Source organism: Acetobacter tropicalis (genome assembly GCF_030644465.1).
GTDB classification, from domain to species: Bacteria; Pseudomonadota; Alphaproteobacteria; order Acetobacterales; family Acetobacteraceae; genus Acetobacter; species Acetobacter tropicalis.
The window spans coordinates 2,940,198-2,958,007 of sequence record NZ_JAUYUW010000001.1; the positions used below are offsets into that span (position 1 = coordinate 2,940,198).

General features: G+C 56.9%; 17 protein-coding genes. All 17 read left to right on the forward strand.

The genetic code is table 11. The annotated features are described in order from the left end of the window. The 17 genes from QWU00_RS13295 (at position 1) to QWU00_RS13375 (ending at position 17,710) form a co-directional block, all read left to right on the forward strand. On the forward strand, positions 1-2,364 hold the full coding sequence (locus tag QWU00_RS13295; protein ID WP_035378076.1) for a RelA/SpoT family protein: 2,364 nt from the start codon (positions 1-3) through the stop codon (positions 2,362-2,364). Between the two features lie 34 nt (positions 2,365-2,398). Next, a complete protein-coding gene (acpS, locus tag QWU00_RS13300) occupies positions 2,399-2,806 on the forward strand; it encodes a holo-ACP synthase (protein WP_035378078.1) in 408 nt (135 codons plus the stop codon). Positions 2,807-2,881: 75 nt separating this feature from the next. Then, positions 2,882-3,691 carry a signal peptidase I gene (lepB, locus tag QWU00_RS13305; protein ID WP_035378079.1) on the forward strand — a complete coding sequence of 270 codons (810 nt, stop codon included), beginning with the start codon at positions 2,882-2,884 and terminating at the stop codon, positions 3,689-3,691. Then, positions 3,688-4,434, forward strand: a complete 747-nt coding sequence (gene rnc, locus QWU00_RS13310) for a ribonuclease III (protein ID WP_052051163.1) — start codon at positions 3,688-3,690, stop codon at positions 4,432-4,434. Before lepB ends, rnc begins: the two co-directional genes overlap by 4 nt. Next, positions 4,427-5,326, forward strand: coding sequence for a GTPase Era (gene era, locus QWU00_RS13315; protein WP_035378081.1), 900 nt, complete (start codon positions 4,427-4,429; stop codon positions 5,324-5,326). The genes rnc and era overlap by 8 nt, the downstream gene beginning before the upstream one ends. 114 nt (positions 5,327-5,440) lie before the next feature. Continuing rightward, a complete protein-coding gene (gene pyrH, locus QWU00_RS13320; protein WP_035378083.1) occupies positions 5,441-6,178 on the forward strand; it encodes a UMP kinase in 738 nt (245 codons plus the stop codon). 102 nt (positions 6,179-6,280) lie between these two features. Continuing rightward, complete coding sequence (frr, locus tag QWU00_RS13325; RefSeq protein WP_035378233.1) at positions 6,281-6,823, forward strand: ribosome recycling factor; 543 nt, start codon at positions 6,281-6,283, stop codon at positions 6,821-6,823. 56 nt (positions 6,824-6,879) lie between these two features. Beyond that, entirely contained in the window at positions 6,880-7,614 is a 735-nt protein-coding gene (gene uppS, locus QWU00_RS13330) for a polyprenyl diphosphate synthase (protein ID WP_035378085.1), read from the forward strand. After that, on the forward strand, positions 7,611-8,444 hold the full coding sequence (locus QWU00_RS13335; protein ID WP_081938950.1) for a phosphatidate cytidylyltransferase: 834 nt from the start codon (positions 7,611-7,613) through the stop codon (positions 8,442-8,444). Before uppS ends, QWU00_RS13335 begins: the two co-directional genes overlap by 4 nt. A gap of 67 nt (positions 8,445-8,511) precedes the next feature. Continuing rightward, entirely contained in the window at positions 8,512-9,669 is a 1,158-nt protein-coding gene (dxr, locus tag QWU00_RS13340) for a 1-deoxy-D-xylulose-5-phosphate reductoisomerase (RefSeq protein WP_035378087.1), read from the forward strand. A gap of 31 nt (positions 9,670-9,700) precedes the next feature. Further along, positions 9,701-10,813, forward strand: a complete 1,113-nt coding sequence (gene rseP, locus QWU00_RS13345; RefSeq protein ID WP_187668553.1) for an RIP metalloprotease RseP — start codon at positions 9,701-9,703, stop codon at positions 10,811-10,813. A 129-nt stretch (positions 10,814-10,942) separates the two neighbouring features. Further along, the gene (gene bamA, locus QWU00_RS13350) at positions 10,943-13,387 is read left to right on the forward strand and encodes an outer membrane protein assembly factor BamA (RefSeq protein ID WP_035378089.1); all 2,445 of its coding nucleotides are present in this window, start codon (positions 10,943-10,945) and stop codon (positions 13,385-13,387) included. 4 nt (positions 13,388-13,391) lie between these two features. Beyond that, the gene (locus QWU00_RS13355) at positions 13,392-14,267 is read left to right on the forward strand and encodes an OmpH family outer membrane protein (protein WP_081938951.1); all 876 of its coding nucleotides are present in this window, start codon (positions 13,392-13,394) and stop codon (positions 14,265-14,267) included. Between the two features lie 2 nt (positions 14,268-14,269). Further along, positions 14,270-15,358, forward strand: coding sequence for a UDP-3-O-(3-hydroxymyristoyl)glucosamine N-acyltransferase (gene lpxD / locus QWU00_RS13360; RefSeq protein WP_035378093.1), 1,089 nt, complete (start codon positions 14,270-14,272; stop codon positions 15,356-15,358). A 45-nt stretch (positions 15,359-15,403) separates the two neighbouring features. Beyond that, positions 15,404-15,880, forward strand: a complete 477-nt coding sequence (gene fabZ / locus QWU00_RS13365; RefSeq protein WP_081938952.1) for a 3-hydroxyacyl-ACP dehydratase FabZ — start codon at positions 15,404-15,406, stop codon at positions 15,878-15,880. A 136-nt stretch (positions 15,881-16,016) separates the two neighbouring features. Continuing rightward, entirely contained in the window at positions 16,017-16,871 is an 855-nt protein-coding gene (lpxA, locus tag QWU00_RS13370; protein ID WP_035378241.1) for an acyl-ACP--UDP-N-acetylglucosamine O-acyltransferase, read from the forward strand. Further along, positions 16,868-17,710 (forward strand): LpxI family protein, encoded by an 843-nt coding sequence (locus tag QWU00_RS13375; protein ID WP_035378095.1) that lies wholly within the window; start codon positions 16,868-16,870, stop codon positions 17,708-17,710. Before lpxA ends, QWU00_RS13375 begins: the two co-directional genes overlap by 4 nt. Positions 17,711-17,810 lie beyond the last annotated feature (100 nt).

The window sequence follows — 17,810 nt, forward strand, 5'->3', positions numbered from 1 at the left end:
GTGACGCAGGCAGGGTGCGAAAATCAAACAGGGGCGGTTGTCCCTGTTATAGAGGCCGGAAGGCCAGATGCTCCGCTGCCTGCTGTGGTAAAGAATGATGAGACGACTTCCACTGCGCCAGAAAAAGGGCGCGGTGATGTAAATTGTGAGCGGCTGGTCAATGTGGTGCGGGACTATGCTCCTGCGGCTGATGCTGACTTGATTCGCCGTGCCTTTGCTGTTGCGAAAAAGGCCCATGACGGGCAGCTTCGGGACAATGGTGATCCTTATATAACGCACCCTCTGGCCGTTGCCATGATTTTGGCCGGCTTTCGTCTGGATGTACCCTCCATCCTGACGGCGTTGCTTCACGATACCATTGAAGACACCGGCGTAACGCAAGATGAATTGCGGGCGCAGTTTGGGGATACTGTCGCCGATCTGGTGGATGGTGTTACCAAACTGACCCGGTTGGAGCTTCAGTCCGACCGTACCAAGCAGGCGGAAAATTTCCGCAAGCTTGTGCTCGCCATGTCCAAGGATATCCGCGTTCTGCTGGTTAAGCTTGCGGATCGTCTCCACAACATGCGTACGCTGCATTTTGTGGAGCGCGTGGACCGTCGCCAACGCATTGCGCGGGAAACGCTGGATATTTATGCTCCCCTTGCCGAGCGTATCGGTATGGATCGGGTTAAGACCGAGCTTCAGAACCTCTCCTTCGCCCAGCTTGAGCCTGAAGCAGATGTCACCATCCGGGCGCGTCTGAACTATCTGCGCGGTCAGGGTGCGGATGTGATTGAGGAGGTACGGCGTGAATTGCTGCGCCTGTGCCATGAGGCTGGCCTGAAAAACGTCCATGTTTCAGGGCGGGAGAAATCTCCCTATTCCATCTGGGAGAAAATGCAGCGCCGGAATGTGGCGTTTGAGCAGCTTTCAGACATCATGGCTTTTCGCGTGATCGTGGAAACGCGGGAAGATTGTTACATGGCGCTGGGTGCCGTGCATGCCGCCTATCCCGTTATTGCTGGCCGCTTCAAGGATTATATCTCAACCCCCAAGGCCAACGGATATCAGAGCCTTCACACGGGGGTGACGCTGCGGTCTCCGCGTAACCAGAAGATAGAAGTACAGATTCGTACGTCTGCCATGCATGATGTGGCAGAAAACGGGGTGGCCGCGCACTGGGCTTACAAGGAAGGCACGGCAGAGGATGAAAGCGGTCCCGCCAGCTTCCGGCGTCCGCGCTGGGTGCAGGATCTGCTCGAAATTCTGGAAGCCTCCTCCGCGCCAGACGAATTTCTCGAAAACACCAAGCTCGAACTCTATCAGGATCAGGTTTTCTGCTTCTCCCCCAAAGGGCAGCTTATCTCGCTGCCGCGTGGAGCGACGCCCGTTGATTTTGCTTACGCCGTGCATAGCCAGATTGGGGATTCCTGCGTAGGCGCCAAGATCAATGGTCGCCTGATGCCGCTGCGGCATGAATTGCAGAACGGAGATCAGGTTGAAATCATGACCGCGCGCGGTGGGGCTCCGTCCCCATCGTGGGAACGGTTTGTGGTTACGGGGAAGGCCCGTGCGCGTATCCGCCGGTATGTGGCGGCCCAGCAGCGCCAGACCTATCTGGATGGCGGGCGTGCGGCTCTGGCCAAGGCCTTCCGGCAGGAAGGGGTGGATGGTTCCGAAAAAGTTATTGAACCCATCCTGAAAGGGCTGAAGCAGAGTTCCTTGCAGGATCTGTACGTTGCCGTTGGCAATAACAATCTGAGTGCGCGGGATGTGGTGTATGCGGCCTATCCAGAACTGCGTCGGGCCACCCGTGCGCCGCGTATGGTGCCGGGTCTTCCTGGTGTTCTGGGCACGGCAGGGCCTCGGCCGCGCTCGCCAACACCCTCATCCGGGGGCGGTAGTCGGCGTTCGGGTGGTAGTATTCCTCTGCTGGGGCTGGGTCCCGGTGTGGCAGTGCATTTTGCAGCCTGCTGTCATCCTCTGCCAGGAGACCGGATTGTGGGGGTGGTTGCAACGGGCAAAGGCGTAACGGTTCACACCCGCACCTGCCAGACATTGGAAAGCTTTGCCGCTACTCCGGAACGCTTTCTGGATGTGGATTGGGATTATGACGCCATGGCCCGTGTTGGGGCGACGGAAATGCGGGTGGGGCGTATTTCAATCGTGGCGGAAAACGAGCCTTCAGTTCTGGCTACCATTACCAACGCCCTCTCCAAGAGTGACGCCTCGATGGTGAACCTCAAGATTGTGCATCGGCAGTTGGATTTCATGGAAATTCTGGTGGATGTGGAAGTGCGTGACCTGCGGCATCTTTCTTCTGTTATTGCAGGATTGAGGGCGGCGTCCGGTATTGCGCAGGCCGACAGGGCCCGCTCATGATGCGCCGGGTGGTCTTTAATCGGAGCGTGGTGGCATGACGGTTGTTGCAGCAGGGGTGGACCTGTGTGACATGCGCCGGATTGAAAAAGCGATAGACCGGTTTGGGGACCGCTTTCTGGAGCGTGTTTTCACGCCTACGGAGCGGGCACGGGCGGAGCGTCGGTCCGGGCAGGCCCGGATTGGGGCGTATGCCAAACGCTGGGCCGCCAAGGAAGCTTGCGCCAAGGCGTTGGGAACTGGGTTTGCTCAGGGTGTGGCGCATAGTTTGATCGGAGTGGAAAATCTGCCTTCAGGGCAACCTACCTTGGTGTTGGCAGGGGCGGCCAAACTCCGCCTTGCTGCGCTCATCCCGGCCGGAAGCAGCCCGCATCTGGTATTGAGTATGACGGATGAACCCCCTTATGCTTTTGCCGAGGTGATTATCTCTGTCACTCCGGGTTGACATGGGGAAGGGGGCACGGCTTCATCCCTCACGATTTTTCTTTTTAGAACTGATGTAAAACAGGCGATGCAGGACATGACCAAACTGGAACATCCTCCCTCAGAGGCAGGCGTGGATCGTCCCGCATCAACTGGGCAGATTATTCTTGAATATGCGCGTACCATTATTGTTGTGGCACTGGTTGTTACCGTGGTGCGGACTTTTCTGGTGGAATCTTTCGTGATTCCATCAGGCTCCATGATTCCCACTCTTCAGGTGGGTGATTACATCTGGGTTTCAAAATACAGCTACGGGTATTCAAAATACTCGCTTCCTTTTTCTCCTGATCTGTTTGAGGGGCGCCTCTGGTCCGGCACGCCGCATCGGGGGGATGTTGCTATCTTCCGTTTCACCAAAGATACATCTGTTGATTACGTCAAACGGATTGTGGGTCTTCCCGGTGACCATATTCGTGTCACGGCCGGGCATTTGTATCTGAATGACAAGCTCGTGCCCTGTGTGGATGCCCATCCTTACACAGCCGTGGATGAATCTCAGGTTTCCATGGAAGGGGAGGCCTGTGAAGAGCAGCTTCCGGCCAGCGAGGGTTCGGGCGTAGTCAAGCATCAGGTGCTGAAGCTGATGGATGATGGTGCCCAGAACAATACGCCTGATTACGTTGTGCCACCGGGCCATTTCTTCGCCATGGGTGACAACCGTGATGACAGTGCGGATAGCCGCTTCATGGGGGATGGCCCGAAAGATCTGGGTTTTGTGCCGATGGAAAATTTGGTGGGAAAAGCGCAGCGCGTGTTCTTCTCCATCGATTCCGCGCATCCGGCATGGCAGTTCTGGTACTGGCCGGTTGAAGTGCGCTGGGCGCGTTTGTTCCGGAGCGTAATGTGAGCCGCGAACGCACCACTGTGGACCTGCATCCTGCTGCTCAAGCTTTGCAGCAGCGGTTGGGATATCAGTTTGTAAAGCCTGCCCTTTTGCATGAAGCTCTGACACATCGCTCCGCAGCGTATCAGAACGCAGGCGGACGGCGACGTTCCCAAAAGACCAAAGGCGCAGGCTCTAACGAGCGGCTGGAATTCATGGGGGACCGCGTTCTCGGGCTCCTGATGGCAGAATGGCTTCTGGAGCGTTATCCGGATGAGCAGGAGGGGGCCTTAGGGTCCCGGCTGGCGCATCTGGTCTCCAGAAATACTCTGGCGGACATAGCCGAGCGTTTTGAACTGGCGGATTATCTGACGGTTGCGGCGCATGAAGCGCGTGTTGGTGTGCAGGCTACAGCTAGCGTTGTGGCAGACGCACTTGAAGCCGTTCTTGGGGCTGTGTTCCTTGATGGCGGTCTTGATCCGGCTCGTGAAATTGTTCGTCAGGCCTGGAAACCCATGCTTGATGCGCAGGCGCGCCCCCCCAAGGACCCTAAAACCGCGTTGCAGGAATGGGTTCTGGCGCGAGGGCAGGTTCTGCCGGTTTATGAAACAATAGGGGCAGATGGCCCCTCGCATGCGCCTCTGTTTGTGGTGGAAGTCCGCGCAGGTGGTCACAGCGGGGAGGGGCGTGCTGGCAGCAAACGTGCGGCGGAAAGCGCTGCGGCTGCCAGTCTGCTGGAAAAATTGGAAGGCACACGTCATGGCTGAAACAACACGGTGCGGGTTCGCCGCGTTGGTGGGAGCCCCCAATGCGGGCAAATCCACCTTGCTGAACCGCATGACCGGAGCAAAGCTCTCCATTGTCAGCCCCAAAGCTCAGACCACGCGCTTTCGGGTGCTGGGTATTCTCATGCGCGAGCATACGCAGATTCTGCTGGTGGATACCCCCGGTATCTTCCGTCCGCGCCGCAAGCTGGATCGCGCCATGGTGGCGGCAGCCTGGACTGGTTCGGATGATGCAGACATCACGTTGCTGTTGGTGGACGCCAAATCCGGCCTGACGGAGGCGGTGGCAGAAATCATTGATCGGCTGGCCAAGGCCGGACGCAAGATCTGGCTGGTGCTGAACAAGACGGATCTGGTCACACCGGAGGTTCTGCTTCCGCTTACAGCGGCCATTACCGAAAAACTGATTGTTGAACATGTGTTCATGGTCAGCGCGCGGTCTGGCAGCGGGGTGGATGATCTGCTTGATCGTCTGGCGGAAAACCTGCCGGAAGGGCCGTATCTCTACCCGGAAGATGATCTGACAGACCTGCCGGACCGCCTGCTGGCAGCGGAACTGGTGCGGGAGCAGATTTTCATGCAGACGCATGAGGAAGTGCCCTACGGCGCAACGGTCGAGACGGAAAGTTACAAGGAGCGACCGGATGGTTCAGTGCGGATTGACGCGACCATCTATGTCTCCCGTGCAGGGCACAAGGCAATCCTGATTGGTGAACGTGGGCAGAAAATCCGCCAGATTGGTGAGCGCGCCCGCAAGCAGCTTTCGGCTTTGCTGGAACGGCCTTGCCATCTGTTTCTGAACGTGAAGGAACGGTCTGGTTGGGATGAAGAACGCGCCCGTTTGCGCGCGATTGGACTGGATGATGTGCCATAAGGCAGTGCTCCCGGCTTGTGGCCTCGGCGTATGAAGGATAAGAGAAGGCAGCTTGCCCTGCCCCCTAGCTGAGCAGGGCCTAATTTCAGACTAGTACTGCGTGATCGAGGGCCAATGACTGCTTCCACAGGCGAAACGCCAAGCCGCAAACGGGTGTTGCTCAAGGTGTCTGGTGAGGCTCTGATGGGTGACGGTGCCTTCGGGGTTGATCAGAAGACGGTCGAACGGATTGCCAATGATGTGGCAGATGTGGTCCGTGGTGGTGTGGAAGTCTGCCTTGTTGTGGGCGGCGGAAACATTTTCCGTGGTCTGGCCGCAGCCGCCAAGGGAATGGACCGGGCCCAGGGTGACTATGCCGGTATGCTGGCAACTGTTATCAATGCCCTGCTTTTGCAGAATGCGCTTGAGCGGGAACAGATTCCCACCCGTGTGATGTCCGCTATTCACATGTCTTCCATTGCGGAGCCCTATATCCGGCGGCGGGCCGTGCGCCATATGGAAAAAGGACGTGTGGTTATCTTTGCTGCGGGTACGGGCAATCCTTTCTTCACAACCGATACAGCGGCCGCCCTGCGGGCTGCGGAAATGGAATGTGATGTGCTGTTGAAAGGCACGCAGGTTGATGGCGTGTATTCGGCTGACCCCAAAAAAGACCCTTCGGCTGTCCGTTATGACCAGTTGACCTATATGAATGTTCTGGCCAACCAGTTGAACGTCATGGATGCCGCAGCCATCAGTCTGGCGCGCGAAAATAAGCTGCCTATTATTGTTTTCAACATTGGTGAGCCGGGGGCTTTCGGGCGCGTAATGCGCGGAGAAGGGGCCTTTACGCAGATTATTGAAGCTGCCTGATATCTAATCGGGCGGCATGTGTGCTGCTTGCTTGTCTAAGGGGCGGCATAAGAGCCGCCCGGGAAACGGGAGAAACAAACCGTGTCTGATCTGAATGCTCTGATGGACGACCTGACGCGCCGTATGGATGGTGCTCTGGATAGTCTTCGTCGTGATTTTGCTGGTCTGCGCTCTGGCCGCGCCAGTCCGGCTTTGCTGGAGCCTGTGCGTGTGGAAGCCTATGGTGGTGAAGTGCCGCTGACGCAGGTTGGCTCCATTGCTGTGCCAGAAGCCCGTATGCTGACCGTGCAGGTGTGGGACCGTGCCTTGGTAGGAGCAGTGGAGCGCGCTATTCGGGATTCCGGGCTGGGCCTCAACCCGGCTGCTGATGGCCAGATCATCCGCGTGCCCATTCCGCAGTTGACTGAAGAACGTCGTCACGAATTGGCCCGTGCTGCCGCCCGTTATTCTGAAGGTGCAAAGGTGGCTGTTCGTGGCGTGCGACGCGATGGCATGGACAAAACCAAGGGTTTGGAAAAGAAAAGCGAAATCAGTCAGGATGACGTCAAGACGTGGTCTGACGCCATTCAGAAACTGACTGACCAGTATGTGAAAAAAGTTGATGACATGCTGGCCGAAAAAGATCGTGAGATTAAGCAGGTCTGACGTTTGTGGCGTCAGGTTTTCTTTCTCAGACTCCTCTTGGTGGATCAGTGCCGGTAATGTCAGCAGGGAAAACGGACAGTAAGGCAGTTATCCCTGCGCATGTTGCCGTAATCATGGATGGGAACGGGCGTTGGGCCTCCGAACGCGGATTGCCGCGCCTTGCCGGGCATAAGGCTGGGGCTGAGGCTGTTTCGCGGTGTTTGCGGGCGGCCATTCATCGGGGTGTGAGATACCTGACGCTTTATGCCTTTTCTTCAGAAAACTGGCAGCGCGAACCTACGGAAGTTGCCGATCTTACAAGCCTGCTGCGTTATTATCTCCGTCACAAGGTTGCCGAACTGCACCGCGAAGGTGTGCGGATCTGCTTTATTGGAGATCTGGCGCGTTTTGATGTGAGCCTGCGCGAGGAGCTGGCGCGTGCTGAGACCCTCACACGCAATAATGATCGGATCACCTTGCTGCTTGCCCTCTCGTACGGTGGGCGGGGAGATATCGTGCAGGCTGCGCGCAGAGTGGCGCAGGCTGTGCAGCAGGGCGACCTGAAGCCGGAGCAAATTACGGAATCCCTGTTTGCGGGTAAACTCTGGACAGCCGGTGTGCCCGATCCTGATGTTGTGGTGCGCACAAGTGGCGAGTTCCGGCTCTCAAATTTTCTGCTCTGGCAGAGCGCCTATGCGGAACTGGTGTTTCTGGATGTGTTCTGGCCGGATTTCAATGAAGGCCATTTTGCGACCGTTCTGGATACGTACGCCCGGCGAGAACGCCGTTTTGGCGCGCGGCCTTCAGTATGAGTGACGCAGGGAACAACAATGCTTGGCGTGATTTGCGCGTCCGGTTGATTTCCGCCGTGGTGTTGGTTGCGGTGGCCGGTACGGCCATTGGTGTGGGCGGCCTGCTGTATCAAATCCTCATTCTGGGTGTCATGGCGGGTATGGCGGCGGAAGCCGCTACGCTACTGGGTGTTTCCGTAAAATCCTGGCGGGGGATCGTTTACGTGCTCTGGGCGCTGGGTGCGGGGCTTGCTGCGGCAACCGGGCGGTGGGATGCCTTCCCGGTTTTCTGCATTACATCTCTGGTTTTTGGTGCGCCCTTATGTGCCATCATGTGCGTTATTGTGCTCTCTGGTACGGCGTTGCAGTGGTTACGGTTGGGCGGCCTGATGCCCGTTCTGTTTGTTGTCTGTGTTGTTGTGGCAAGCGATAGCTGCGCCTATCTGACCGGACGGCTTGTGGGTGGCCCCAAGCTGGCCCCGAGTATCTCCCCCGGTAAAACACGTTCTGGGGCTGTCGGTGGTCTGGTGGGGGCTGTTCTGGTGGGCTGCCTGATTGCCTTGGTGTCCGGGCAGGGAGGGATTACCACGGCGGCTGTCTGGGCGGCCCTGTTGGGAGTGGCCGCGCAGTCTGGCGATCTGGCCGAGAGTGCCATGAAGCGTGCGCTGGGTGTGAAAGATTCAGGAACCCTGTTGCCGGGGCACGGTGGCCTGCTGGACCGGTTTGATGGTCTGGTGGCTGCTGCGCCCCTGGCAGCTGTGGCGTCCTTGTGTGTGGAGGTGGGCGTGCCATTCTGGCAGGCAGGTCTCCATGCTATATTCGCGGCTCTGGCGGGGAAACTGCCGGGTTAAGGGTGGATCTGGTGGCTGAAGCCGTGCTGGTCAGTGCCGCCATTGTGTGGGTTGGAAAATAAAGACCATGAGAACCGTAACCGTTCTGGGAAGTACTGGCAGTATTGGCTGCTCTACTGTTGATCTGCTTGAGCAGGCACGGGATCAGTACCGGGTGCGGGCGCTTGTGGGTGGAAAAAATGCAACCCGTTTGGCGGAGCAGGCGCTGAGCCTGAATGCGGAGCTGGCCGTGGTAGCGGATGAAGGTGCATTCGAACAGCTTTCAGCACTGTTGAAGGGCAGCAGCACCAAAGTGGCCTGTGGGCGTCAGGCCGTAATTGATGCGGCAGCGCTTCCGGCAGATTGGACCATGGCCGCCATTACCGGCGCAGCGGGGCTTGAGCCTACGCTCGCCTCCGTGCGCAATGGAAATGCCGTGGCGCTGGCTAACAAGGAAGCGCTGGTCTGTGCCGGAGATGTCATGCTCCGTGCCGTGGATGCGGCAGGCGCCACCTTATTGCCCGTGGATTCTGAACATAATGCCGTGTTTCAGGCGATGGCGGATCGTCAGCTTGATCAGGTGGAAAAAATCATTCTCACGGCCTCTGGTGGGCCGTTCCGTAAGGCTTCCGTGGCCGACATGGAAGCGGCTACCCCTGCACAGGCCCTCAAACATCCAACCTGGAGCATGGGCGCAAAAATCAGCATCGATTCCGCCACCATGTTCAACAAAGGGCTGGAAGTGATTGAGGCGGCCCGTATCTTTGGCCTGACAGAAGACCGTATTGACGTGCTGGTGCATCCTCAGTCCGTGGTGCATGGCATGGTGCAATACACGGATGGCAGCCTGATTGCTCAGATGGGATCTGCCGATATGCGGATTCCCATCGCGCATACGCTGGCATGGCCCAAGCGGATGGCCACCACGTCTCCACGGCTTGATCTGGCCACGTATGCCACCTTGGAGTTTTCAGCGCCGGATGAGCAGCGTTTCCCGGCGCTGCGGCTGGCGCGTGAAGCGCTGCGGGCAGGTGGGGCGGCATCGGCTATTCTGTCTGCCGCTAATGAAGTGGCCGTGGAAGCCTTCCTGAACGAACAGATCGGTTTCCTGGATATCGCGCGCGTTGTAGAGCGTGTCATGACCAAGCTGGGAGCGCCTCCCGCCGATACCTTGGAAGCCGTTCTGCACTGGGATGCACAAGCCCGACGCGAAGCCTTGGCTCTGACTCCAGCCCGCGCGGCTTGAGTTCACGCACGTTTGAGCCGATACTCGGATTATCATGATACACGAATACCTGCGTACGCTTGTTTCCTTCGCCTTTGTCCTGGGTGTGCTCGTAACCATTCACGAGCTTGGGCACTATCTGGCAGCCCGCTGGCGGGGGGTGCATGTGGAGGTATTCTCGCTGGGTTTCGGCCCCGCACTCTTCCGCTGGCATGATCGGAGCGGCACAGAATGGCGTATATGCCCTATTCCGTTGGGTGGGTATGTGCGGCCTCATGGGTTTGAAGATCCGGAGGACGCTACGCCGGAACAGAAAGCAGCCTGGATTCCGGGCCGCACATTTCATGATAAGTCCGTTGCGTCACGCGCTATCGTTATTCTTGCAGGGCCGGTTTTCAACTTCCTGCTGGCTATTGTGCTGTTTACCCTACTGTTTTCCACGGCAGGGCAGCCCTCAGTGCGGAACGAGATCGCCTCTGTTGTCTCCAATGGTGCTGCGGCAACCGCAGGCGTACAGCCGGGAGATGTTATCAGGAGAATCGGCACTCATCAGGTTACGGGTGTGGAAGATGTGCAGGGCACGGTTATGGCTGAGCCGGGCGTACAGACCACGCTGACCGTGCGCCGCAATGGGCAGGATGTGGACCTGCCAATCACCATTGGAAGCGTCACGGATTCGGCAAGCGCCAAGCCGCATGGCCAGCTGGGTGTGATGTTTGCAACCGAGGTTGGTAAACCTATGTCCGTGCCACATGCAGTGGTGGCGGGTGTGGAAGAAACCTGGAAGGTTTCCGTGCAGACCTTGCAAGGGGTATGGCAGATCCTGACAGGCCAGCATACGGCCAAGGATCTGGGCGGCCCGCTCAAGATTGCTCAGCTTTCAGGGCAGGTGGCACAGTATGGCTTTGCCAGTCTGCTATCTTTCATGGCTTTGCTTTCTGTAAACCTCGGTCTAATAAATTTATTCCCGGTGCCGCTTCTTGATGGTGGCAGATTGGTTTTTTATGCCATAGAAGCAGTCAGGGGACGTCCGGTTTCAAAACGGATTCAGGAAATCAGTTTTCAGGCCGGGTTTGCCGTTCTTGCGGGTCTGTTCTTGTTTTCAACGTTTAATGATCTGTCCAGCTTTGGATTATTCAAATGGATTGCGTCTCTTGTTGGCTGAATTACAGCAGGGTTGGATCGGAAGAACTTGCGTGACAAGGGTTATATCGGATACGTCCCCCTGCGGGCGGCACAACGGTGGGAGATCGGCTCCTGACTACAGAACGACCCGGATGGAGGGTGGCATATCTTGACGGGTAAGCGTTCAGCCCTGTTTGTTTCTGTCTGCCTTCTTCCTTTCCTTGTTCAGGGAAGCAGTAGTGCATCAGCGGCCGGTAGGGCATCGGCCGCCCAGGCGACTCCACCTGCCGCCGTAACGGCAGAGCGCCATAATCGGTTTACCGCTTCAACCTCTACTCCGGTGCGCCCGGGTGGTGTGATTGAAGATATTCAGGTCACGGGTAATACCCGGATTGAGACCAATACCGTGCTGTCTTACATGGTGGTGCGGCCCGGAGATTCCTTTAGTCAGGATGATCTGGATCGTTCGCTAAAGACACTCTACGCTACAGGTCTGTTCCGCGATGTGACGTTGCGGCGCGAGGGAAACATCCTGCACGTGCGGCTGGTGGAAAATCCCATTGTCAATCGCATTGTGTTTGAGGGCAATCACGCCGCCAAGGATGAAGACCTGCGGAAGGTTATCTCCCTGCGTCCGCGTGCTGTGTTCTCGGCAGAAAATACAGCTGATGATCGCCAGAAAATTCTTGAGGTTTATGCCCAGAAGGCGCGATACGCTGCTGTAGTGACGCCTCAGGTTATCCGTCTGGCGCATAATCGTGTTGATGTGGTGTTCCAGATCAACGAAGGACCGCAGACGCTTATTCGGAAAATTGCTTTTGTCGGTAATAGGGCGTTTGGGGAAGCGCGTCTGTCCGGTGTTGTGTCTTCAAAAGAAACAGCTTGGTACCGCTTTTTCTCGTCCTCTGATGAATATAACCCTGACCGTCTGAAGTATGACGCGGAGCTACTGCGTCGTTTCTATCTCAGTAACGGGTATGTGGACTTCCAGATCAAGAATGCCACGGGTGAACTCTCACCAGATAGAAAATCGTTCTATGTGACGTTCACGATGGATGAAGGCCCGCGTTACCGTTTGGGTAAAGTGGATATTCGTTCCAGTCTGCGCCACGTTCCTGCCAAGTCCCTGCGTAAATACATCGAACTGTTTGCGCACCAGTGGTACGATGGCAAGGCGGTTCAGGATAACGCGACCGACATGGAAGAAACCCTTCAGGCGCAGGGGCATCCCTTTGCCATGGTGCATCCTGAAATTGCCCGAAACCCTGAAAAGGGCGTGGTCAATCTGCTGTTTGATGTGAGCGAAGGGCCGCGCCGTTATATTGAGCGTATTGATGTAAATGGGAACACGGTTACGCAGGATAATGTTATCCGCCGCCAGCTTCCGTTTGCGGAAAGCGATCCGTATACCCCCAGCTACAAAAAATATGCCAAGGCCGCGTTGCAGGATCTAGGCTTCTTCAAGAGTGTTTCCATTGATGAAGCGCCCGGAGCATCACAGGACCGGACAAACGTTGCTGTCAGTGTTGTGGAAAAGCCGACGGGTGAATTCTCACTCGGCGGCGGTTACTCAACAGACGTGGGCGTGATTGGTAATATTGGCCTCAAGCAGCACAACCTACTCGGCACAGGCGTGGACGCGGGTTTGTCTGGCACCATGTCTCTGTGGGAAAAGCAGGCGGATTTTTCGCTGACCAATCCGGCTTTCCTTGGGCGTAACCTGGTTGCCGGTGTGGATATTTTTGGCATCCAGAACAAGTATCAGACCTACCAGAACTATTCAGAAAGCCGGTATGGGATCACACTCCGTATGGGGTATGCCTATAACCGCTATCTGTCTCAATCCTGGAACTACAGCCTTATTCGCCGTAGCGTGGGTGATACGTGGAGTGAGTCCTCCTGGTACATTCTGGATCAGTCCGGTAAGTCTCTTCTTTCCCAGCTCAGCACCAATCTGGTGTATGATACCCGCGATAATCACATGGCACCGCATAGCGGGTACATGGTTTCCGTCGGTGGTGATTTTGCCGGGCTGGGTGGCGATGAACGCTATGTGCGTGGCAAGATCAACGGGGCCTATTACATCCCGCTTGATGACCTGACCAACAGTCATGAATGGACCGCGTCCTTCCGTGCCGGGATGGGCTACATGACGGACTGGGGCGGTGGTCGTCATGATATTATCGATAACTTCTATCTTGGCGGTAACAACCTGCGTGGCTTCCTTGATGGGGGTGCAGGTCCGCGTAGTGTGGGGCAGCCAGGTCACTCCTCTGAAGATCTTTTGGGTGGGCGGTTTATGTATAACGCCTCTGCCCAGTTGAATTTCCCCATTCCGTTCCTGTCTGATATGGGCGTCAAGGGACGCGCCTTTGTGGACTCCGGGAGTGTAGCCGGCCTGCGTGTGCGCCGGAATCTGACAAATCCTGTTACGGATGCCCCCTACTATACGCGTGTAAGTGGTGATACGCTGCGGCCGCGCGTAAGTGCCGGTGCCGGGTTCTCCTGGAAGAGCCCCTTCGGCCTGCTGAACATCGATCTGGGTGTTCCTGTTATGCGTAGCCATAATGACCGTACGCAGCTTCTTCGCTTTGGCTTCGGCCAGCAATTCTGAGGTAATGATGCCCTATTTCTGCAGAAAAGCCGTTTTTGGTGCGGCTCTCCTGTCATTTTCTGTTGCGCTGGCTCCTATGGCCATGGCGCAGAATTCCGGTGGAGGTTGGTTTGTGCCGAAGGCCGCGCAGCAGCCTGCGCCTCCTCCTGCGGCTCATGCGCCTCGCCGTGCGGCACCTGCACCGGTTCAATTGCCTGCACCGCCAGCGGATAGCGGAGAAGCGGATCAAACTCCGCCGGTCCTGCCGCTGCCCCCTATTCCTGCAGCACCAGATCTCCCTAAAGGCGTGGCTCCGCCAACAACCATTATCGGGGTTATCAGTGTTTCCGGCGTGATGCGTCAGTCTTCTGCTGCCATGCAGGTAGAACGTGTTCTGGGCAGCCGTCGTGATGCCTTGGCGCAGGATTTGCAGAAAGAACAGGCTGGTTGGCGTGATGAGCAGCAGAAGCTGCAGGCACAGGCCAAGACCATGACGTCAGACCAGATCCAGACGCGGGAACGCAGTCTTCAGGCCCGTGTCATGAAGGCGCAGCGTGATTTCCGTAATCGGAATCGCATCATTCAGGAAGCCGCTCAGGTTTCTTTGGGGCAGATCGAGCGTGAACTGGTGCAGGTTATTCAGAAAGTGGCCGCATCTCATGGTATGAATCTGGTTCTGCACAGCGAGCAGGTTGCTCTGCATGTGGACGGCCAGGATATTACCAACGAAGTCGCGAAGCAGCTGAACGGTATTCTGCCGGGCGTGTTTATTCCGGAAGCCAATGTGGACCCGGAAGAGCTGGCAAAATCTGGCAAGATGCCGACAACGGCAGACGCAGACCAGCAGCAGGCTGGTTCATCTGAGCCTGCTCCCGTTCCTGCCGCTGCTCCGAAAAAATAAGCATGACAGGGCGGCAGACATCTTCTTCCGGGCCAGCTGATCCCCGGTTTTTCAATCGGTCTGGTCCGTTTGAGGCTCAGGTTCTGGCAGATGCGACTGAGGCCACTCTGCTTCCTCCGCGGGAGGGGGCACTGTCTGTCTCAGGATATACAGGTATTGCGCCGCTTCAGGTGGCTGGCCCGCAGGAGGTCAGCTTTCTGGACAACCGGCGTTATGCTCCGTTGCTGGAAGATACAAAAGCGGGACTGGTTATTGTTGCGCCCGCTTTTGCGGATAAGGTTCCGCCCCACTGTGCCGCGCTGGTTTCAAGCAAGCCTTATCTGGCGTGGTCACGTGTGGCGCGCCTTTTTCACCCCAAAAAGCCTGCACAGCCGGGTGTTCATCCTTCTGCCTGCATTGATACCAGCGCAAGTGTGGACCCATCCTGTGAAATAGGGCCATTTGTAGTTGTTGAAGCCGGTGCGGAAATCGGCCCGGGTTGTATTATCGGTTCCCACGCCGTGGTGGGGCGGGGTGTGCAAATTGGGCAGGATTGCCGAATTGGCAACCATGTTACCGTTTCTCATGCCGTTATTGGGGAACGTGTGATAATTCTGCCCGGCGCACGGATCGGGCAGGACGGTTTTGGCTTTGCAGTTGGGCCAGAGGGCTTTGAAAGCGTGCCACAACTGGGGCGCGTGGTTCTTGAGCATGATGTGGAAATAGGGGCGAATACCACCATAGACCGCGGATCTGTGAACGATACGGTTATTGGTGCGGGCTCGCGTCTCGACAATCTTGTTCAGATCGGCCACAACGCCCGTCTTGGACGGTGCTGCATTGTGGTGTCGCAGGCAGGGATTTCCGGTTCTACCGTTCTGGAAGATTTTGTGACTGTGGCTGCACAGGCTGGCCTGATCGGTCATATCCGTATTGGTGCCAAAGCACGTATTGGCGCGCAGTGTGGCGTAATGTCCGATGTGGAAAGTGGTGCGGATGTTATTGGCAGTCCGGCCATGCCTTTCCGGGAGTTTTTCCGGAATGTTGCAGTGTTGCGCAAGCTGGCCAAGAAAGCGTCCGGATCGGCTGAAGGCGGTTCGGGTAAAGAGTGAACACATGCCGGGCGTTGTCCGGCCGAGCAGGGTGGTCTAGGGGACGTGGAGACGAAACAAGAGTCGCAGCAGGACGTTCAGACAATCGACAAGATTGACGTCAACCGCATTATGCAGGCGATTCCACACAGATATCCTTTTCTTCTGATCGACCGGATGGTGGAAATCGTCCTGGGAGAAGAGGCAACAGGTATCAAGAATGTTTCCGTCAACGAGCCGTTTTTTCAGGGACATTTCCCCGAGCGGCCTGTCATGCCGGGTGTCTTGATTGTGGAGGCCATGGCCCAGACGGCAGCTACCCTTGTGGTTCTGACGCTGGGAAAGGCCTTTGAAGGCAAGCTTGTGTATTTCATGACCATTGAAGGTGCCAAGTTCCGTCGCCCTGTAGAACCGGGTGATCAGTTGCGCATCCATGTGAAAAAAGAGCGTCACCGTTCCAATGTGTGGAAATTCCGTGGTGTTGCCAAAGTCGATGATGTGATTGTGGCGGAAGCTACGTTCAGCGCCATGATCATGGGCTGAATGAAGCGTTTTAGCGCTTTAATTTTTGAGAGAGACGATTTTTGCCCGGAAAACGCCCGCTTTCTGAGGCAAGGCTGCTCACGGTTCATGCGTAAACAGGCGCAGGCGTGGCGCAAGCAGGAGAGGAGCTGAGGTGGTGCACGCTGTAGGAGAAGACAGGGTAGCGGTTATTCATCCGTCTGCCATTGTTGCACCGGAAGCCCGGCTTGGACGTGGTGTGGTGATTGGGCCATGGTGTTCGGTTGGCCCGAATGTGGTGATTGAAGACAATGTGGAACTTATTTCCCACGTTGTGATTGATGGTCATACCCGGTTGGGTGAGGGGTCTCGTTATTTTCCCTTCTGTACTGTGGGTATGGCGCCGCAGGATCTGAAATATAAAGGTGAACCAACCCGCTGTGAGGTTGGCGCCGGAACGGTGGTGCGTGAGCACGTGACCATTCATCGCGGCACGGCAACCGGCACAGGCCTGACGCATGTGGGTCATAACGTATTGATCATGGCTAATGCGCATGTTGCACATGATTGCTGGCTGGGCGATCGCGTTATTATCGTTAACAATGTGGTTATGGGCGGTCACGTCACGATTGAAGATGATGCCCGCGTGATGGGTTCTGCCGCCATCCATCAGTTTGTACGGATTGGCCATGCAGCCCTCGTTGGCGGCGTGGCCGGTGTGGAAGCTGATGTGATTCCCTATGGCAGCGTACTGGGTAACCGGGCGCGTCTGGTGGGGCTGCATTGGATCTGGTTGCGCCGGAATGGGGTGCAATCGGCTGAAATTCATAGGATGCGCAAGGCGTTTTTCACGCTTTATCCAAAGACGGACGAGGACGGTACATTCGCATCGCGCCTAGATGTGGTGCGTCGTGAATTTGGCGATGATGTGCGCGTGCGTGAAATTCTCGACTTCATAGATGGCCCCAGCAAACGCGGATTGGTGCGCGTAGCACGGGGTGACTTCAGCACGGCAGAAACCGAGGGCGCGTGAGCGCACAAACGGGCGCTGTCGGTATTCTGGCAGGGGGAGGCCCTCTGCCAGCCCGTGTTGCCGAGGCGGCTGCGGCTGCGGGGCGTCCGGTTTTTATTCTAGGCTTTGAAGGGTTTGCTGAGCCAGAGGTCATTGCGCCTTGGCCTCATGAAACTGTTCGGCTGGGTGCAGCCGGACGGATGCTCTCTCTTCTGCGTGCTCATGGGTGCACGGATCTGGTGCTGATAGGCCCAATTTGCCGTCCTTCTCTCCGTAGTTTGTATCCTGATGCAGAAGGCGCACGTATTCTCGCAAGGTTGGGGCGCGCCTTGTTCGCTGGGGATGACGGGTTGTTGGCGGCCCTTGTGCGTCTGTTGGGGGAAGAAGGGTTTACCGTTCGTGGCGCGCATGAATTTCTTGCGCAGTCTGTAGCACAACCTGGGGTGCTGGGGTGTATCGTTCCGGATGAACTGGCGAAGGCTGATATCCAGCGCGGTATACAGGTTGTGCAGGCTTTGGGGCGCATGGACATCGGGCAAGGCTGCGTGGTGCAGAATGGCCTTGTATTGGCCGTAGAGGCCATGGAGGGCACGGACCGCATGCTCGCGCGCGCAGGTGAATGCCGTCAGCCGGGTGACGGCGGCGTGCTGGTCAAAATGTTGAAACCTGGGCAGGAAAAGCGTGCCGATATGCCGACCATCGGGCCAGCTACCGTCAGGAATGCTCATGCTGCCGGCTTGAAAGGGATTGCCTTTGAAGCGGGCCACACATTGATGACAGATCGTGAAGCCTGCATTGCCGCCGCTGATCAGGCCGGCTTGTTCCTGATAGCCATTACGCCAGAGTCGTTTTCTGACTGAAACCCGGACCGTCAGCGTGTCCATGGGGTTTTGGAACCTCTGTTTTCAAAAAGTTCATACGGTTTTTTGTGTGAACCATACTGTGTAGAATTCTTTTAGA